Genomic DNA, 18,563 nt, shown 5'->3' on the forward strand with positions numbered 1-18,563 from the left:
AATGGTTGCGGTAACTGATTGAACGGTAATGAAATTTTTTGTGGCACGCGGATTGCTCCGAGGCATTTGTCGAGAAGTGTTCCCAAGAGCACCCACTACGAGGTTACTGATCATGGTTGGCATTCATCACGCTCCGTCTCTGTTGAATTGGCTGGTGATTCTGGCCTCGATGCTCAGCGTCGAGCTGGCCGGTGCAGCCGTGCGTTGCGAGCGCAACCTGGTGGCCAACGTCGTCGCCTTCGATCAACCACTGATGTTCAACCGCCTCGGTGCGCAGAACATCAACGGCATGATGTTCGCCCTGCGCCGCGACGTGGTCGATGAACATGAGCAGTCGCTGGCTTACGGCGGCGCCGCAGTGCCGGGCAAAGTCTCGCTGCGTCCGGACAAGCGCCCTCGGCCATTGGTATTGCGTGTGGCCGCCGGCGATTGCCTGACGATCAATCTGCAGAACCTGCTCGACTATCAGGCCAACCCGAACAAGCACTTTGAAAACCAGGGCGAAGAAGAGGGCGCGGAAAACGCCAACGGCGCCGAAGCCTTCAAAGTCGATGAGCAGGTGGCGGATCGTCACGTCGGTTTCCAGGTCAACGGCCTGCAAGCGGTGAACAGCATTGATGACATCTCTTCGTTCACCGGGCGTAACGCCAACAGCCTGGTGCCACCGGGGGCGAGCCGCTCCTACACGCTGTACGCCGAACGCGAGGGCGCGTTTGCCGTCAGCAGCCGAGGCGCGACGTTTGGTGGCGAGGGCGCGGCCGGCAACGTTGCCAATGGTCTGTTCGGCCAGGTCGTCGTGCTGCCCAAGGGCGGTCGCACTTATCGCAATACCCTCACCGAAGAAGAAATGCGCCTGGCCACCACCGGCCGCGCACCCACCGGCCAACCGATCGTCGATTACCAGGCGCGCTACCCGCAGCGCGAACCGTGGTTGCGCGAAGGCAAGGCCGGTACGCCGATCATCGGCATGGTCGACGGCAATGAAATCATCTCCAGCGAAAGCGATGCGATTGTCATGGGCAGCAACGCCGACGGCAGTTTCCCATCCAGCACCTACCCGCTGGAGTCGATGGGCAAACGCAACCCGGCGATTCCCAATCGCCTCGAAGCGTTCCGCGATTTCGCTTCGCAATTCCAGGACGAAACCGCCGCCACCCAAGCGTTCCCAGCGTACTGGGCCGACCCGGTGATGGCCCATGTGCTGGAGCCGACCCGCGACTCGTTCATGATCAACTACGGCTCCGGCGGCATGGGCGCCGAAGTGGTCGCCAACCGCTTGGGCGTGGGGCCGATGCACGACTGCCTGTCGTGCGCTTACGAAGAGTTCTTCCTCAGCTCGCACACCGTCGGCGATGTAGCGATGCTGGTGGATGTGCCGGCCAACACCGGGCTGGAGAACATCGCCCCCGGCCAGACACCGCGCGCCGATCAGATCGGGGTGAAAGCCACCATGGCCCTGTATCCGTCGGAGCCGTCGAACGTCAACCACAGCTACATCGGTGACTTCGTCAAATTCCGCAACACCCACAATGGCCACGAGCAGCACATCTTCCACCTGCACGGCCATCAGTGGCTGTTCAATCCCAACGACGACAACTCCGATTACGTCGACGCCCAGGGTATCGGCCCGGGTGCCGGTTATACCTATGAAATTGCCAACGGTGGCTCGGGCAACCGCAACCGCGTGGCCGGTGATGCGATCTATCACTGCCATTTCTATCCGCACTTCGCCCAAGGCATGTGGGCCATGTGGCGGGTGCACGACGTGTTCGAAGAAGGCACGCGACTCGATGTTTCGCAGCAGGGCGCCGACGGCTATCACAGCGAACCGTTTGCCTTGCGCAGTGGCAAACCGGCGGCGGGTGCACGGGCCTTGCCCGATGGCGAAATCGTCGCCGGTACGCCGATTCCGGCCATCGTGCCGCTTCCAGGCAAAGCCATGGCGCCAATGCCGGGCAAAGTCGTGGTCGTGCCGAAGATCGGCGAAACCCTGGTCGCCGGCAATGATGACGACGATGACGAAGAAGAGGGCGATGACGACGGTGAGCACCATGGCGGCAATGCCGCTGGTCAAGCCATCGGTTCGCTGGCGCTGGTCGATCGCAGCGAAGCCAATCGCAATGCCGACGGCAGCCTGAAAAACCCTGGCTATCCGTTCTGGATCGGCGGCATGGAAAGCTCGGTCGGCCAACGTCCGCCAACGCCGCCGCTGGACATGCTCGACGCGGCCACCGCGCAGTCTTTGAAGGCCAGCGGCAAGGCACTGTGGGCCAATCTCGACCCGGCGCAGTCCGGCGGTTGGAATGGCGGCTTGCAGCGTCACGCACTGGATGGCGTCGCGGCCGGTGGCGAAGCGCACACCGTGACCACTTCGCTGGACTTCTCCAAGGAAGTCAGCCGTGCCAAGCCGATTTACCTGCCGGAAGAAGGCACCGAAGTCGAACAAGCGGCGATGGCCTTCCACGCGAAGAAAGATCACCCAAGCTATGCCTTGCTGCCCGGTAATCAAGTGGTCGCCAAGGCGTTCCGCACCAACGGTGCCTTGCCGATGGCCGGAGCGCCGTACTACGAGCCGTGCATGGACGATCGGCAAAAACGCCTGACCAGCAACGCCGGCAGCGGCGAGTTCGCCAGCGGTGAGCGCATCGACGGTATGTCCTTTGTCGGCGCCTCGAGCTTCACCGCCGACCGGCCACGGATCTACAAAGCCGCCAACATTCAGTTCGACGCGGTGTACAACAAAGTCGGTTATCACTTTCCGCAGGCGCGCATTCTCGCGCTGTGGGAAGACGCCTGGCCGGTGATCACCAAGCAACGTCCACCAGAGCCGCTGGTGATGCGCATGAACTCTTTCGATTGCGTGCAATACCAGCAAACCAACCTGGTCCCGGCCACCTATGAGATGGACGACTATCAGGTGCGCACGCCGACCGACGTAATCGGCCAGCACATTCACTTGCCGAAGTGGGATCTGACCTCGGCGGACGGCTCCTCCAACGGCTGGAACTACGAGGACGGCGTGCTCTCACCCGGCGCCGTGCAGGAACGCATTCATGCGATCCGCGAGTTCAACCAGTGCGCCGGCACCGATCCACGTGACGGCACCCAGGCCTGCCCGATAGCCAGGAACCACCCATTCTTCGGCCAGTATGGTCGCGCCGACTGGCTGGGTGCGCGCACGGCGATGCAGCGCTGGTTCGTCGATCCGGTGGTCAACGCCAAAGGCGTCGATCGCGGCCTCGGCACCATCTTCACCCACGACCACTTAGGCCCATCGACGCATCAGCAGATTGGACTGTACGCGACTGTGCTTGCCGAGCCGGCCGGTTCCACCTGGTTCCACGCCGAAACCGGCGAGCCGTTGTACAGCGGCGCGCGCCAGGATGGTGGGCCGACCTCATGGCAGGCGGTGATCAACACCGGCGACCTCGATGGCGACGGCAAGAACGACAGCTTCCGCGAGTTCTTCCTCGAATACAGCGACTTCCAGCACGCCTATGAAGCTGGCGTTTACGTCGGTGCCGGCCCTAACGGTGTGCCGAATGCGCAGGCGTTCCCGGCCACCGCCGACAGCTTCCGTTACGCGATCAACCCGCCAGTGCGCAACAACGCCAGCAACTTGCTAGAAGGCGTGCTGGAAGTGCAGGGCGGTCAGGTGCCGGGCTGCCCGAGCCGGCCATGTCCGCAGGCGATCTCGGTGGATGATCCGGGCATGTTCGTCGTCAACTATCGCAACGAACCGCTGGCCCTGCGCGTGTACGACCCGAACAAGGTCGGCCCGGATGGCAAACGCGGCATGCAGGCTGACGGCCTCGGCGGTGATCTGTCGTTCGCCATGCAAAGCCGTACCGACCGCGCCATTCCGGCGATGAATCTGGCGCCGAATCTGCTCACTTCGGCGACCGGACCCACCGGCGGTACCACGCTGTTTCCACCGCACATCAACAAGGGCGGCGCCGAGCCGGGCGATCCGTTCACGCCGATGCTGCGCACCTATACCGGCGACAACGTGCGGTTGCGGGTGCATGCCGGCGGCCATGAGGAAGAGCACAACGTCACCCTGCACGGTGTGAAATGGCTGCAGAGCGGTTCCGGTTTCGGCAACAGCTCCAACTCCGGCTGGCGCGCGTCGCAGATGATCGGCATCTCCGAGCAGATGGGCTTCATTGCGCCGGTGTCGATGCTCTCCAGTTCGGCGGCGACCACGGGTGATTATCTGTACTCGATGGACGCTTCGATCGAAGGCTACTGGAGCGGTATCTGGGGCGTGATGCGCAACTACACCGCCAAACGCGCCGACCTGTTCGCCATCCCCAACAACCCGAATCCGGCGGGCATGCGTAACACCGTGGCGTTCGAGGGCAGTTGCCCGCGCTATGGCGCCAACCCTAACGGCATTGGCACCCGGCCTACGGTGCAGCGCAACTATGAAGTGGTCGCGGCGCTGGCCAATGACATCCTCGGCAATGCGCTGGGCCTGACCATCGGCGATCCCGAAGGGCTTGGTCAGCATGTCGGCGGGCCGCTCAATCCAGCGGGCGGCACCCTGGTGCTGAACTCGCGCACGGTGAGCATTCCGCAGGTCACGGTGACCGATCCGGAGGATGGCGAAACCATCACCATCGGCGGGCAGAGCGGGCCGCTGCATGACCCGACCGCGATTCTCTATGTGCGTAAATCCGATCTCGATCCGGTGAGTGGCAAGCTGAAACCCGGCATTCCGGTCGAGCCGTTGGTGCTGCGTGCAGCCGCGGGGGATTGCATCAACATCACGCTGGAAAACCGTCTGCCGAGCGTGATGCCGGACCTGACCCAAACTGCGGTGATGCAAGGCATGGTCAAGCGTGATCGCAACAGTGGTCTGGGCTCGACCACCTTCAGCAATAACCTGATGCGGCCGTCCAGCCATGTCGGCCTGCACGCGCAGTTGCTGGCGTACGACATCACCAAATCCGACGGCGCCAATGTCGGCGCCAACCCGATTCAGACCGTGCCACCGCGTGTCGGCAACAGCGGCGCGTACCCGACCCGTACCTATCAGTACTACGCCGGGCACCTGGAGCGTGAAGGCAAACCGGTAACTCAACTGGGCCGCAGCGTCGACAACATCAACGCCACGGCGGTGGAGTTCGGCGGCTTGAACATCACCCCGGCGGACGTGATCAAGCAACCGCAAAAAGGCCTCGGTGGTGCGATGAGCATCCTGCCGATCGGCGCGACCTGGGTCGACGATGCGCGCAAGGTCAACGCCACGGTCACCGCGCCTGGGCAAACCAGCTACCGCGACTTTGCGATGGTCTGGCACAAGGCGTTGAACACCCGTTGGGCCAATGGCCGGCCAGTGGAAGGGATTGCTGCTGAGGGTTTCGGCGTGCCGACCGATCCGCAGGACAACTCGAGCATGGCGATCAACTACAAGACCGAACCGCTGTGGTACCGCTTCGGCCTCGCCCCGGATGCACCGTTCGGGCATGCCGATGGCGCGGGTTATGGCGACATGACCAACGCGCACATGGCCTACAGCAATGCGCTGGTGGGTGGCGATCCGCAGACGCCGGTGTTGTATGCCAAACCGGGGCAACCGTTCCGCACGCATATTTTGATGCCGAGCGGTGGCAGTCGCGGCACCACGTTCCAGCTCGACGGGCACGTCTGGTCAGTGAACCCGTTCCAGGCCGAGAAGAGCGATGTCGGTGGCTATCCGATGGGCTCGCCGGGCGTCGGCTCAGTGCGCTTCGGCTACAACCCGATGTCGATGTACATCGGCGCCCACGAAAGCGTCCTGCCGGCCGCGCACTTCAGCTTCATGATCCCGAGCGCTGGTGGCAGCAATGCGATCCCGGGGGATTATCTGTTCCGCGATTACGCCGCCTACGGCAACACCTCCGGGTTATGGGGCTTGCTGCGGGTAACCAACGAACCGGAACCGGCGCCGCAGGGGCAGTAGCAGAGCGGCAATGCCCCGGTGGATGCAAATCCCTGTGGGAGCGAGCCTGCTCGCGAAGAGGGCGGCACATGCAACAGGTGTGTTGGCTGACAGACCGCTTTCGCGAGCAAGCTCGCTCCCACAGGGGACAGTGGTTGGCTGTGAGGAAGTGGATGTACGCAAATCCCTTGTGGGAGCGAGCTTGCTCGCGAATGGGGGCAACTCGGTTTGTGAGGGTGAGGCTGAAGACGCTTTCGCGAGCAGGCTCGCTCCCACATGGGGGGCGGTGTTTTGCCAGGTGAAGAGGTAGGGGAGAGTTAGATGAACAGGATCATCAACATCATCGGTATTTGCACGCTGGCCATGGCCGGTGCGTTGCTGACGCTGAGTGAGATTGCGCTGGCACAAACCGGTGCGGGTCAGACGCTGAACCGCGACGGCGTGGCGGTGGATTTCAACCTCAAGCCATTGGCCGCTGACGGCAAACTGCGTGAAGGTGAATTCGCCGATGTGCAGTTTCGGGTCACTGACAGCGCCTCCGGCCAGCCGTTGTCCGGGGTAGCGCCGGGGGCCTGGGTCGATCCGCAAACCCTCGCCGCCGATCAGGCCCAGGGCCGCGGCCAGAGCTGCAAGGCCCGGGTCGGGGTGTTTCTCAAATCCAACATCGGTGCGCGGCCGTTGCTCGACCTCAACAGCTATTTCCTGCTGGTGATGAACCGCGACGCGAGCATCGCTGTGGTCGATCCGTCGGTGTCGGTCGGCGGCATCACCAGCACGCTCGCGCGAATCGAACTCAAGCAACCGCCGATGGACTGGGTCACGCCCAAAGACAACAAACGCGTGTTCGTTTCCATGCCGACGGCCGGCGAAGTGGCCGTCATCGACAGCGAACAATTCAAGGTTCTCGATTCGATTAAAGCCGGCAGCCAACCGGTGCGCCTGGCGCTGCAACCGGATGAACGTCTGCTCTGGGTCGGCAACAACGCCAGCAAAGCCGAAGACTCCGGCGTCACAGTGATCGACAGCCAAAGCCTCAAACCCCTCAAATACTTGCAGACCGGGCGCGGCCACCACGAACTCAGCTTCAGCAAGGACAGCCGCTTCGCCTTCGTCAGCAACCGTGACGACGGCACCGTCAGCGTGGTCGACATCGCCAGCCTGAACATCGTCGAGCAAATCAAAACCGGCTCGCATCCGTTATCAGTTGCCTATTCGCCATTGTCCGGCGCGGTGTATGTGGCCGATGGCAACGACGGCACCGTGACCGTGATCGACGCCAACACGCACGCCATCCGCCGGGTGATCAAACTGCAACAAGGCCTCGGCCCCATGGGTTTCAGCGCCGACGGCCGCTTCGGCGTGGTGCTCAACACCGTGGAAAACCGCGCCAGCATCATCGACGCCGCGACCAACGGCGCCATTCACGACCTCGACGTCAGCGCCGAACCCTACCAGGTGGTGTTCACCCAGGCCTACGCCTACATCCGCGGACTCGCTTCACCGAAAGTCACCATGATCAACCTGTCTTCTTTAGGCGAAGGCCGCCAGCCGATCAGCCAGAGTTTCGAAGCCGGCCCGCAAGCGCCGCGTCTGGCTGGGGATTTGCCGCTGGCCTCAAGCCTGGCGGTGTCGCGCGACGACAACGCGGTGTTCGTGGTCAACCCGGTCGACAACACCACCTACTTCTACGCCGAAGGCATGAACGCGCCGATGTCCGGCTACCCCAACCGTGGCCAGATCGCCCGCGCCGCCATGGTCATCGATCGCAGCTTGCGCGAAATCTCGCCGGGACTGTACAGCGCGCGGGTGAAGCTGCCGGCGGCGGGGCGCTTTGACGTGGCGTTCCTGCTCAATCAACCGAACATCATTCACTGCTTTACCGCGCAGATCGAAACCAATGGCGCCCTGGTAAAACACTTCGGCGCACCGAAAGTCGAGTTCCTCCTCGACAAGACTGCCGTGGCGCTCAACGACCCCTACGTCGTGCGTTTCCGCATCGTGCAGGGCAAAGACAAAACCCAGCGCAGCGGCGTGAAAGACGTGCAATTGCGCTACTACCTCGCGCCCACCTCGCATCCCCGCGAAGTGGCGGCGCTGGAAGTCGCCGACGGCGTGTACGAAGCGCCGATCACCCTCGACCGCAGCGGCGCTTGGTATCTGCATGTGCGTGCGGCCTCTTTGGGCGCCGGTTTCGATGACAAGACCTTTGCCAGTGTTCGGGTAGCCCCCGGCCAGGCCCGTTGAAGAGGAGTTTCGACATGAACCGATTTGCATCCACTGGCCTGCTGACCCTGTGCCTGTTGAGCCTCGGCATCCAACAAGCCCAGGCCCATTCGGCGGACGAACACGCCGGGCACAACGCCCCGGCCAGCAATACCCAGGAACACGCCCAGGTGAAGTTCGCTAACGTGCCACTGCTTGATCAGAACGGCAAAACCGTACGCCTGGAACAAGACCTGGTGCAGGGCAAAATCGTCGTCATGAGCTTCATCTACACCAGTTGCACCACGGTGTGTCCGGTGGTCTCGTCGATCATGGGCAAGGTGCAGAAACAGCTTGGTGCGCGGGTCGGCAACGAAGTGCAACTGGTGTCGATCAGCATCGACCCGCAGCGCGACGACCCGAAACGCCTGCAGGATTATGCGCGCACCTTCCAGCGCGGGCCGGGCTGGAGCTGGTTGACCGGCTCGCCACAGTCGATCAATGAAACCCTCAAGGGCCTCGGCAGTTTCAGTGGCGATCTGAAGAGTCATCAACCGCTGATCCTCGTCGGCGACGGCGACAGCCGCCACTGGATGCGCTACTACGGCTTCACTGATCCGGCGCTGCTGGCCAAGGAAGTGGAAAAACTCAGCGGCCTGCGCACCCACGCCAAACACACCGCCATCGCCATGGAGCAGCAACCATGAGAACGCTCGACTGGATCGCCCTGACCGTGTGCTTCTGGATTCTCGGTAACGTCGCGTTCGCTCACGAGGGCCACGTCTCTGAGCCGCAAACCGCTGTGGCCGCCGCCCCGGCCAAAGGCACTCACGATGCGAAAACCTGGTTCACCGACACGCCGTTGCAGGATCAGAACGGCGACACCTTGCGCTTCTACAGCGATGCGCTGCAAAACCGCATCGTCCTGCTTAACGTGATCTTCACCAGTTGCAATGACGCGTGTCCGCTGATCACGCAAAAGCTCAAGGAAGTTCGCGAGCTGCTGGGTGACAAGGCGCAGGACATCACCTTCATTTCCCTTACCAGTGACCCGCTGCGCGACACGCCGGCGGTGCTCAAGGCTTACACCTTGAAGCAGGGTTCCGATGACCCTCATTGGCTTTTTCTTACTGGCGACAAAGCGCAGATGGACCTGGTATTGAGCCGCATCGGCCAGATCGTGCCGACGCCCGAGCAGCATTCCACGCAGTTGATCGTCGGCGATGTCGCGAATAAACGCTGGAGCAAGATCCGTCCCGACGCACCTGCCGCCGCCATTGCCCAGCGCTTGCAGTTGCTGATAATGCCCGTGGCCGGCCGCTGAGTCCGCGCCATGAAACGCTACCGCGTCCTCGCCATGGTCCTGCTCGCCGGCGTCAGCCTTGGCACGAGCGCTGCGCCGCTGACACCCGAAGAGGCGGCGGGAAAACGCTTGTACCGCCAAGGCTTGTCGGCCAGTGGCGAAGCGATCATGGCGCGGGTCGGCGCGGCGGATGTGTTGCTGCCGGCGACCAGCCTGCCGTGCGCCAATTGCCATGGCGCCGATGGCCTCGGCCGACCTGAAGGTGGCGTGCGTCCCCCCGAATTGAACTGGGCGCGACTGACCAGCACCTACGGCCAGCAACAGGTCAACGGCCGCAGCTATCCGGCCTACAGCGAAAGCACGCTGGCCACGGCCATTGAGCAGGGCCGCGACCCCGGCCACAACCGTCTCGACCCGAGCATGCCGCGCTTTCTGCTGTCGATGAAGGATCAGCGCAACCTCACCGCATACCTCAAGCGCCTCGCCGATGAGCGTGATCCCGGCCTCGATGCCGAGACCTTGCACCTTGGCACCTTGCTGCCCAGCCAAGGGCCGCTGGCCGAGGAGGGCATGACCGTTGCGGCGGTGCTCAACGGCAGTGTCGCGCGGATCAATCAGGCCGGTGGCATTCACGGCCGGCAGTTGCGCTTGACGGTGATCGATCCCGGCCCGGACCGCGCCAGTGCCGAGCAAGCCTTGCAGCAGTTGATCGAGCAGGAGCAGGTGTTCGCCCTGATCGCACCGCTGGCCCCGGCTCTCGACAGCGAACTGGGGACACGCCTGGAACAGGCCGGTATGCCGCTGATCGGGCCGATGTCGATCCTCGGCACCCTGCAGGCCAGTCCGCAGATATTCGAGCCATTGCCAGGGCTGCGTGAGCAGTTGATCGCGCTGGTCGATTACGCCACGGCCAGTTTGCGCGTGCTGCAAGGGCCGACACTGATTGCTTATCCCGATGACCCGATCCAGACGCAAGCCGCGCAAAACCTCGGCCAGTACTTGCAGGATCACGGCTGGCAGAAAGTCCATCTGCAAGCCTACGACCCGGCGGCGGATGCGCTGCCGCTGGGTTCGCGTTCGGTGTTTTATCTGGGCACTGGCGGCGGCTTCAGTCGTCTGGCGACGCGGCTGCAAAGCGCCGGGCAAGTGCCTTACCTGTTTGCCGCCTCTAGTCAGGTGGCGGGTGATCTGCTGCAAGTCCCGGACGGATTCACCCGACGGGTGTTTCTTGCCTATCCGTTCGTGCCCAGCGACTGGACCCAGGCTGGGCGCATGGCCCTGACGTTACTGCGTGAAGGCCAAGGCCTCGGCGCCCAGCACGCGGTGCTGCAAGTCGGCGCCTACGCCTCGATGCTGCTGCTCAGCGAGGGCATGAAACAGGCTGGCCGCGACGCCAGCCGCGAGAAACTGGTGGCGGCGCTGGAAGGCCTGCACGACTTCGACACCGGCCTGACCCCGCGCCTGAGTTTCGGTCCCGGTCGACGGCTGGGCTTGAGCGGCGCGCATGTGGTTACCGTGGATTTGCCCGATCAACGTTTCTATCTGGTCGCACCCTATAAACCGATGGTTGCCAGCCCCTGAACGGAGGGCCCGATCATGAAACTCACAACGCTGATCTTGCTGCTGACTTGCTGGCTGCCGCTGGCGTGGGCGAATAACGAGCCGGCCGTGGCACGGGTCAACGGCACGGAGATTTCCGGGTTTCGCTTCGAGCGCTTCTTCGCCGAATACCTGGAAGATCAGGGCCGCGCGGTGACGAGTATTCGCAGCCCCACGGCCTACAAGGAACTGCGCCAGGCCGCGTTGCAAATGCTGATCGACAAAGAATTGCTGTGGCAGGAATCGCAGAAACGTGGCCGGCAGATCGACGAGCAAGCGCTGCGTCAGCAGATCGAGCAAACCCGCATGGCCATCGGCGGCGCGGAAAAATTCGTCCGGCGCTTGCAGGACGCCGGTTTCGATGAGGCCTCCTTCACCGAGTACACCCGCCGCGAACTGGCGGCGCAGCAGATGTTCGCCGAACTGATCCGCGCCAATACCTTGCAACCCCGGCACCTGTTGATTCGCGTGCCCGCGCAAGCCGATGCAGCCACAGTGGCTCAAGCGCGTCTACGCTTGATGCAAATGCGCGCCTCGATTGTCAGCGGGGCGAGTTTTGCCAGCCAACCACTGCGTTCACCGTTTGGCTGGCATGTGATTTATTTGCCGAACCACTTGGAGGCCGCCGATGTCCCAGATTTACAGGGGCTGGATACAGTCAGGGCAGAGCTCGCCCGACAGCAACAGACCCAGGCTCGTCGTCAGGTGCTCGCGCAATTACGGGTGCAGAACAGGATCGAACGAATTGACGACGACTGAAGGTTCCCCCCAATAGTGGGGAATGGCTTCGATGCCCATTCAGGTGCTTCCCCGTTTCTGGGGAACGGGGTACCAGGACGAGCGGGCATTGTCATTAAATTCAAGGACATGAACAGATAAAATTACCGGCGCTCAGCCTGGCATGAAGTGTGCGTTACCCCTGGTAAGGCGCACTCTCAGGGCGGGGTCATCGGACCTGCTGTTTCAAGGAGTCGACCTTGGTTAACAAAGTACTGGTTGTCGAAGACGAACAGCTGCTTGCACAGAACCTTCAGGATTATCTGTCGGCGCAAGGGCTGGACGTCGCGATTGCACATGACGGAGCGACGGCTATCGGTTTGGCCGGAACCTTTGCCCCCGACGTGCTGGTGTTCGATTACCGCTTGCCTGATATGGAAGGCTTTGAGGTGCTCGACGCGGTCCGCCAGAACAGGACGTGCCATTTTGTGCTGATAACGGGTCACCCGACCGCTGAAGTCTGTGAGCGGGCGCGGCAACTGGGGGTCAGCCACATCCTGTTCAAACCGTTTCCCTTGGCGGAACTGGCGCGGGCGGTCTGCGACCTTCTGGGCATCAAGCGCGAAGCGAAACCCGGTGCGAGCCCTTCCGAGGGGTTTGTCGAACGACGCCAGAGCAGGACCGAGAGCTTCCCGTTGCAGTTGTACGATGGCAGTTGGGTGTTGGCGGATCGGCGACGACAGTTGCACGCCATGGCACCGGACGACGATCAAATGCTCACCGGGGAGTAATGGCGCGAACAGACGTTCCGGCACTTGCCGCCAAGGTTTGCCGCGCCGACAGGGCTCTAAGCCCCGGTTGGAGAGCAAGCCATGGAACGTCTGTCCGTTGTCGTCGAACCGCTGTTGGCCACAAGTGCCCGCGCGCGCTTTCCCAGTGAATACTTTTCCAGCGAGCAGTTGTCCCAGGCCCGGGCGCGGGCCGCCACCTCCGGCGAACGCGTCCTAGAAGCCCTCGCCGTACTCTGTGAACTGGCGCCGATGCCGTTCATTCACACCCTCGGCGCCACCCTGCATTACCCGGTGCTCGACACGGACAGCCTGTTTGCCGCGACGCCGGTGTTCGACCGGGTCACCCTCGCACAATGCCTGAAACGTGAATTCATCCTGCTGCGCCACAGCGACGAAGTCATCGGCGTATTTGCCGACCCCTTCGACCCGGCGCGGCTGGCCTGGATCGACGATTGCCTGCACGGCGCGCCGCTGTATCTGGTGCACGCCGATGACCTCAAGGCCTATCTGGCCCGCCACGAAGAAAGCTTTCATGCCGTCGAATCGCTGAACGCTCAGGGCGACACTCACCACGAAATCGACACCCTGCAAAGCCTGTCGCTGACCAGCATCAGCGAAGACGCCAGCAGCGTGGTGAAACTGGTCAACTCGACCCTCTACGACGCGCTGAAAATGCACGCCAGCGACATCCACCTCGGCACCACCGGCCACGGTCTGGTGATCAAGTACCGCATCGACGGCGTGCTCAACAACATCAGCAAAGTCCAGGGCAACGAATTCGCCGAGCAGGTGATTTCGCGGGTCAAGGTCATGGCCGAACTGGACATCGGCGAAAAACGCGTGCCGCAAGACGGTCGCTTCAAGATCGGCATCAGTGGCCGCCAGATCGACTTTCGCGTGTCGATCATGCCGAGCATCTTCGGCGAAGACGCGGTGCTGCGGGTGCTCGACAAACAGGATCTGGCCGACAAGGTCTGCGGCGTGCAATTGCAGGCGTTGGGCTTTGAAGACGAAACACTGCGCCAGTTGCGCCGCCTCGCCGCCGAGCCCTACGGCATGGTGCTGGTGACTGGCCCGACCGGCAGCGGCAAAACCACCACGCTGTACGCGATGATCACCGAGATCAACCACGGCGTGGACAAGATCATTACCATCGAAGACCCGGTTGAATATCAATTGCCGGGGGTGCTGCAAATCCCGGTCAACGAGAAAAAAGGCCTGACCTTCGCCCGTGGCCTGCGCTCGATCCTGCGCCACGACCCGGACAAAATCATGGTCGGTGAGATCCGCGACCCCGACACCGCGCAGATCGCCGTTCAGTCGGCGCTCACCGGCCACCTGGTGTTCACCACCATCCACGCCAACAACGTCTTCGACGTGATTGGCCGCTTCACGCAAATGGAAATCGACCCCTACAGCCTGGTCTCGGCGCTCAACGCGATTCTCGCCCAGCGCCTGATCCGGCTGGTGTGCGCCAGTTGCAGCGCGCCGGTCAATCCAAGCGATGAAGAACTGCGCGCCTCGGGCCTCGATCCGCAGAAAGTCGACCACTACCACTTCGTCCACGGCAAGGGCTGCGGACACTGCCGGGGCAGCGGTTATCGCGGGCGCACGGCGATTGCCGAACTGCTGCACCTCGACGACGAACTGCGCCAGATGATCGTCGAGCGCCAACCGATCACCCAAATCAAAGCCCTGGCCTGTGCCCGTGGTTTGCGCCTGCTGCGCGAATCGGCGCTGGAGTTGGTGGAACAAGGTCGCACCACGCTGGAGGAGATCAATCGTGTCACATTTATCTCGTGAGCGTTTTGTCGCCGTGCTCGGCGCCAGCGGTGTTGGCCTCGGCCAGCGGCGTGGCAGCGACACCCTGTGGCTGGGCAGCGTCGGTTACATCGACGAAGGCTTCCAGAGCTACGCGGTGGCGCTGGACACCCTCGATCGCCTGCTCGGTGAACACGCCCGCGCCGGTGCCGAATTGAGCGTGGTCATCTCCGGGCATTTCAGCCGCTTCTGCCTGGTGCCATGGAGCGCGCAGATCAGCAGCCCGGAAGAACTGCGCGGCTTCGCCCAACTGTGTTTCGAAGACCTGTTCGGTGCGCCAACCCAACCGTGGAGTCTGGTGTTGTCCGCCGAACCGGCCGGTTACGACCGCATCGCCAGCGCCTTGCCGCAAGACTTGCTCGAACGCCTGCGCACGCTGGTCAGTGGTCGCGGTTTGCGCCTGCGCTCGGTGCAGCCGTACCTGATGGCGGCGTTCAACCGCTTCGACAAAAGTCTCGATGCCGGCGACTTCCTCTTCGTCGTCGCCGAGCCGCAGCGCAGCGTGTTGTTGCTGGCGAGGGAAGGGCGCTGGGCTGGCGTGCGTTCGGTGGGCGGCAGCGACAGCGATGCCGCGTTGAATGCCCTGATCGGTCGCGAACGGCAGTTGCAAGCCTCGACCAGCGAACGCGCCTTCAATGTATATCTGCATGCGCCGGCGCGGCTCGATGCGCATCCGGACGTGGCGGGGGTGCAACTGCGCACCCTTGAAGACGACGCGATGACCGTGCGTGACGGCTTGTACGTCATGTCCCGGGCGGTGGCCTGACATGCGCGCGCTTAATCTCGATTTTCAGCCACGGCCACGTTCCGGCCCGTTGGGCTGGAGCCTGCTCGGCGGCGGCGTGCTGCTGGCGCTGCTGTGCTTCGGCGTCCAACAGCACCTCGACGCGCACACCGAACAGCAACAAGGTCATCTGCAAACCACGCAGCGTCAGCTCACCGGTGACAGCGGCGCCAAGTCCACCCTGAGCCCGGCGCAAATCCGCGAGCAAGCGGCGAACCTCGCCGAAATGCGCAAGGTCTCGCAACAACTGCGCCGGCCGTGGGAACGCCTGTTCGCCATGCTCGAAGCCATGCCGCGCGATGACGTCGCGCTGCTGAGCCTGACCCCGGATGCCCGTAAAGGCCAGGTCCGCATCAGCGCTGAAGCGCGGGATCTGCAAGCGATGCTCGATTTCCACAAACGACTGGAAGCCAGCGACGAGCTGTCCGACGTGTCGCTGCTGAGCCACGAAATTGTCGTCAAATCGCCGGAACAACCGGTGCAATTCAACCTGTCGGCGACCTGGGAGATGGGCGATGCGAATCCCTAGACTGATCGTCCACGAATACCTGCAAGGCCTCGGCATTCCGGGCCTGGCCGGGTTGGCGCTGCTGCTGGTCGCCGTGGCTTGGGCACTCGGTGGCTTGCTGCCGGGCTGGCAATCGTTGCAGCACTTGAGCCAGCAGACTCAGGAAGCCAGCGCGTACCTGGCCAAGGTTGAAGACGGCAGCATCGCGCCGCCGGTGGTGCCGCAGCGTCAGCTCGACGACTTCCGCAACAAACTGCCGGCGCAGCCGCAAGCCACGGTCGCCATCGACCGCATTTACGCCCTCGCAGCCCAGGAGCACATTACCCTGGCGCGCGGTGAGTACGCCCTCGGTGTCGACCCGAAAACCCATCTGGCGCGCTATCAGATCCTCTTGCCAGTGCGCGGCAGCTACCCGCAACTGCGCCGCTTCGTGCACGCCTTGCTCGGTCAGTTGCCGGCGGTGGTGGTGGAAGACCTCGAGTTGCAACGCAAGAAGATTGGCGACACCGACCTCAATGGCCGGATCCGTATGACCCTTTACCTGTCGAGGTCGTGATGAATACCAAGCGCGTGACAGGTTGGTTAGCGTTCTTCGGCGTAGCGGCGGCGCTGGCGTGGTTGCCGGCGTATTTCTCGCCGAGCGAAGACGCCGATTCCAGCGAAGTAGCGGTCGCCACACCGGGGAAAACCCGGGGCGCGCTGCCGGCCAGCACCGCCAAGGCCAAAGACGCGCCGATCAGGGACCTGAGCCCGGCCGGCGATCTGTTCGCGGCGAAATCCTGGAAGGCCGCGCCGACCCTGGCCACGGTCACCGAACAAGCGATCAACCCGGCCACAGTGGTGCAAGCCCCGAGCCTGCCACCGGTGCCGTTTCAGTTCGTCGGTCGGCTGCATGACCGCAGCGACCTGCAAGTGTTTTTGCAGAACGGCGAAAAGATCTACGTCGTGCGCAACGGGGATGTGATCGACGACACCTGGAAGATCACCGGCATTTCCGATCTGGAATTGAGCCTGGTTTACCTGCCTTTGCATTTGTCGCAGACCTTGTCTGTGGGGAGTACGCAATGAACCGTTCCCGTTTGCTGATGAGCCTGGGCCTGTGTGCCGGGCTGGCCGCGTGCAGCACTGCGCAGGTGGCCAACAAGGAAGCCGCCGACCTGATTGAACAGGGTCAGTACGAGGCGGGGCTGGCGCGGATCGAAGAAGGCCTGCGTGAAAACCCTCGCGACACCGAATTGCACCTGCTGCTCAACACCGGCCGGGCCAAGGCGATCACGGCGTTGCTGACGGCCGGCGACACCGACCGCGCGCGTCGCGATTTCACCTCGGCGCGCACCGCTTACATGCGCGTGCTGACCATCGAGCCGAACAACCGCCGCGCCCAGGATGCCCTGAAGCAGATGGAGTACCTGCGCAGCATGGACGAAAAACTCGAGCTGGCCCGTGGCGATCTGCGTCGCGGCGACATCTACGGCGCTGATCGTCAGGTCAAACAGATCCTCGAACTCGACCCGGCCAATGAAGGTGCGTTGGAGCTGCAAGGCAACATTCGCCTGGTGCAGAGCCGCAACGTGATTGCTTATCCGCAACTGCGCACCAAGCTCGATCGTCCGGTGACTCTGGAATTTCGTGACGCCAACCTGAAGACCATTTTCGAAGTGCTGTCGCAGGTCGCCGGACTGAATTTCATCTTCGACAAAGACCTGCGCCCGGACATGAAAGCGACGATCTTCGTGCGTGACGTGCGCATCGAAGACGCCGTGACCTTGCTGCTGCAACAGAACCAGTTGCACCAGAAAGTGGTGAACGAAAACACCTTGCTGATCTACCCCGATTCGCCGCAGAAAGTGAAGGATTACCAGGAACTGGTGATGCGCACCTTCTACCTGACCAGCATCGACGCCAACACCGCGCTGAACATGGTGAAAACCATGCTCAAGACCCGCGACGTGTTTGTCGACGAACGCCTCAATACCCTGACCATGCGCGACACCGAAGATGCCGTGCGCATGGCCGAGAAACTCCTGCAATCGCAAGACCAGTCCAACCCGGAAGTGGTGCTCGAAGTGGAGGTGATGGAAGTCGCCACCCAGCGCATTCTCGACCTTGGCCTGCAATGGCCGAGCACCTTCGGCGTGGTCAACTCCGATGGTTCGCCGGTCACGCTGCTCGGGCAACTCAAAGGCATCAACTCCGACCGCATCTCCATCGGCCCGTCGCCGCAAGCCAAGATCAACGCGCAGGACAACGACATCAACACCCTCGCCAGCCCGGTGATTCGCGTCAGCAACCGTGAGCAGGCGCGCATCCACATCGGCCAGCGTGTGCCGATCATCAGCGCCACCTCGGTGCCGTCGACACAGGGGCCGGTGATCACCGAAAGCGTGACCTATCTGGATGTCGGTCTGAAGCTCGAAGTGACCCCCACCGTACACCTGAACAACGAAGTGGCGATCAAGATCGCCCTGGAAGTGAGTAATGCCACGCCGCTGGAGCCGACCCGCCAAGGCACGATCCCGGTGCAGGTCGATACCCGCAACGCGCAGACCTCGCTGCGTCTGCACGACGGCGAAACGCAGATCCTCGCCGGGCTGGTGCGCAACGACCACGGCGCCACCGGCAACAAGATTCCCGGCCTCGGTGACATTCCCGGACTCGGCCGCTTGTTCGGCAGCAACAAAGACACCATCGGCAAATCCGAACTGGTGCTGTCGATCACCCCACGGATCGTGCGCAACCTGCCGTACCAGAGCCCGTCGGACATGGAGTTCTCCACCGGTACCGAAACCAGCATGCACATCCAGGCCCCGGATCGTTCGCAGAGTTACGTGATGCCATCGCCTGCCGCGCAGCCGCGTGCCGTCGGTGAATCGGCCGTGGCGACCACCCGCGTCACTGTCGAGAAGCCTTGA

At 62.9% G+C, this 18,563-nt stretch carries 13 protein-coding genes; all 13 read left to right on the forward strand.

Going from position 1 to position 18,563, the window contains the following annotated elements:
* Window positions 1–112 precede the first annotated feature (112 nt).
* The 13 genes from mnxG (at window position 113) to AB4O01_RS01325 (ending at window position 18,563) form a co-directional block, all read left to right on the forward strand.
* Entirely contained in the window at window positions 113–5,947 is a 5,835-nt protein-coding gene (gene mnxG, locus AB4O01_RS01265; protein ID WP_460090378.1) for a manganese-oxidizing multicopper oxidase MnxG, read from the forward strand.
* Window positions 5,948–6,247: 300 nt separating this feature from the next.
* Complete coding sequence (locus tag AB4O01_RS01270) at window positions 6,248–8,170, forward strand: YncE family protein (RefSeq protein WP_460090380.1); 1,923 nt, start codon at window positions 6,248–6,250, stop codon at window positions 8,168–8,170.
* 14 nt (window positions 8,171–8,184) lie between these two features.
* Window positions 8,185–8,835 carry an SCO family protein gene (locus AB4O01_RS01275; RefSeq protein ID WP_460090382.1) on the forward strand — a complete coding sequence of 217 codons (651 nt, stop codon included), beginning with the start codon at window positions 8,185–8,187 and terminating at the stop codon, window positions 8,833–8,835.
* The gene (locus AB4O01_RS01280; RefSeq protein WP_460090384.1) at window positions 8,832–9,452 is read left to right on the forward strand and encodes an SCO family protein; all 621 of its coding nucleotides are present in this window, start codon (window positions 8,832–8,834) and stop codon (window positions 9,450–9,452) included. The genes AB4O01_RS01275 and AB4O01_RS01280 overlap by 4 nt, the downstream gene beginning before the upstream one ends.
* A gap of 9 nt (window positions 9,453–9,461) precedes the next feature.
* Complete coding sequence (locus AB4O01_RS01285; RefSeq protein ID WP_460090385.1) at window positions 9,462–11,012, forward strand: ABC transporter substrate-binding protein; 1,551 nt, start codon at window positions 9,462–9,464, stop codon at window positions 11,010–11,012.
* A gap of 15 nt (window positions 11,013–11,027) precedes the next feature.
* A complete protein-coding gene (locus tag AB4O01_RS01290; RefSeq protein ID WP_460090386.1) occupies window positions 11,028–11,789 on the forward strand; it encodes a peptidylprolyl isomerase in 762 nt (253 codons plus the stop codon).
* Between the two features lie 218 nt (window positions 11,790–12,007).
* Window positions 12,008–12,538, forward strand: a complete 531-nt coding sequence (locus tag AB4O01_RS01295; RefSeq protein WP_093439267.1) for a response regulator — start codon at window positions 12,008–12,010, stop codon at window positions 12,536–12,538.
* 81 nt (window positions 12,539–12,619) lie between these two features.
* Window positions 12,620–14,341 (forward strand): GspE/PulE family protein, encoded by a 1,722-nt coding sequence (locus AB4O01_RS01300; protein WP_460090387.1) that lies wholly within the window; start codon window positions 12,620–12,622, stop codon window positions 14,339–14,341.
* Window positions 14,322–15,125: a hypothetical protein gene (locus AB4O01_RS01305; protein ID WP_460090389.1), complete on the forward strand. Its 804-nt coding sequence runs from the start codon at window positions 14,322–14,324 to the stop codon at window positions 15,123–15,125. The genes AB4O01_RS01300 and AB4O01_RS01305 overlap by 20 nt, the downstream gene beginning before the upstream one ends.
* A 1-nt stretch (window position 15,126) precedes the next feature.
* Window positions 15,127–15,672 (forward strand): PilN domain-containing protein, encoded by a 546-nt coding sequence (locus AB4O01_RS01310; protein WP_034152599.1) that lies wholly within the window; start codon window positions 15,127–15,129, stop codon window positions 15,670–15,672.
* Window positions 15,659–16,207: a GspMb/PilO family protein gene (locus AB4O01_RS01315; protein ID WP_093439253.1), complete on the forward strand. Its 549-nt coding sequence runs from the start codon at window positions 15,659–15,661 to the stop codon at window positions 16,205–16,207. Before AB4O01_RS01310 ends, AB4O01_RS01315 begins: the two co-directional genes overlap by 14 nt.
* Window positions 16,207–16,719: a hypothetical protein gene (locus AB4O01_RS01320; RefSeq protein ID WP_116255325.1), complete on the forward strand. Its 513-nt coding sequence runs from the start codon at window positions 16,207–16,209 to the stop codon at window positions 16,717–16,719. The genes AB4O01_RS01315 and AB4O01_RS01320 overlap by 1 nt, the downstream gene beginning before the upstream one ends.
* Complete coding sequence (locus AB4O01_RS01325; RefSeq protein WP_093439246.1) at window positions 16,716–18,563, forward strand: secretin N-terminal domain-containing protein; 1,848 nt, start codon at window positions 16,716–16,718, stop codon at window positions 18,561–18,563. The genes AB4O01_RS01320 and AB4O01_RS01325 overlap by 4 nt, the downstream gene beginning before the upstream one ends.

The sequence above is a fragment of the Pseudomonas sp. S2_E02 genome, assembly GCF_054668355.1.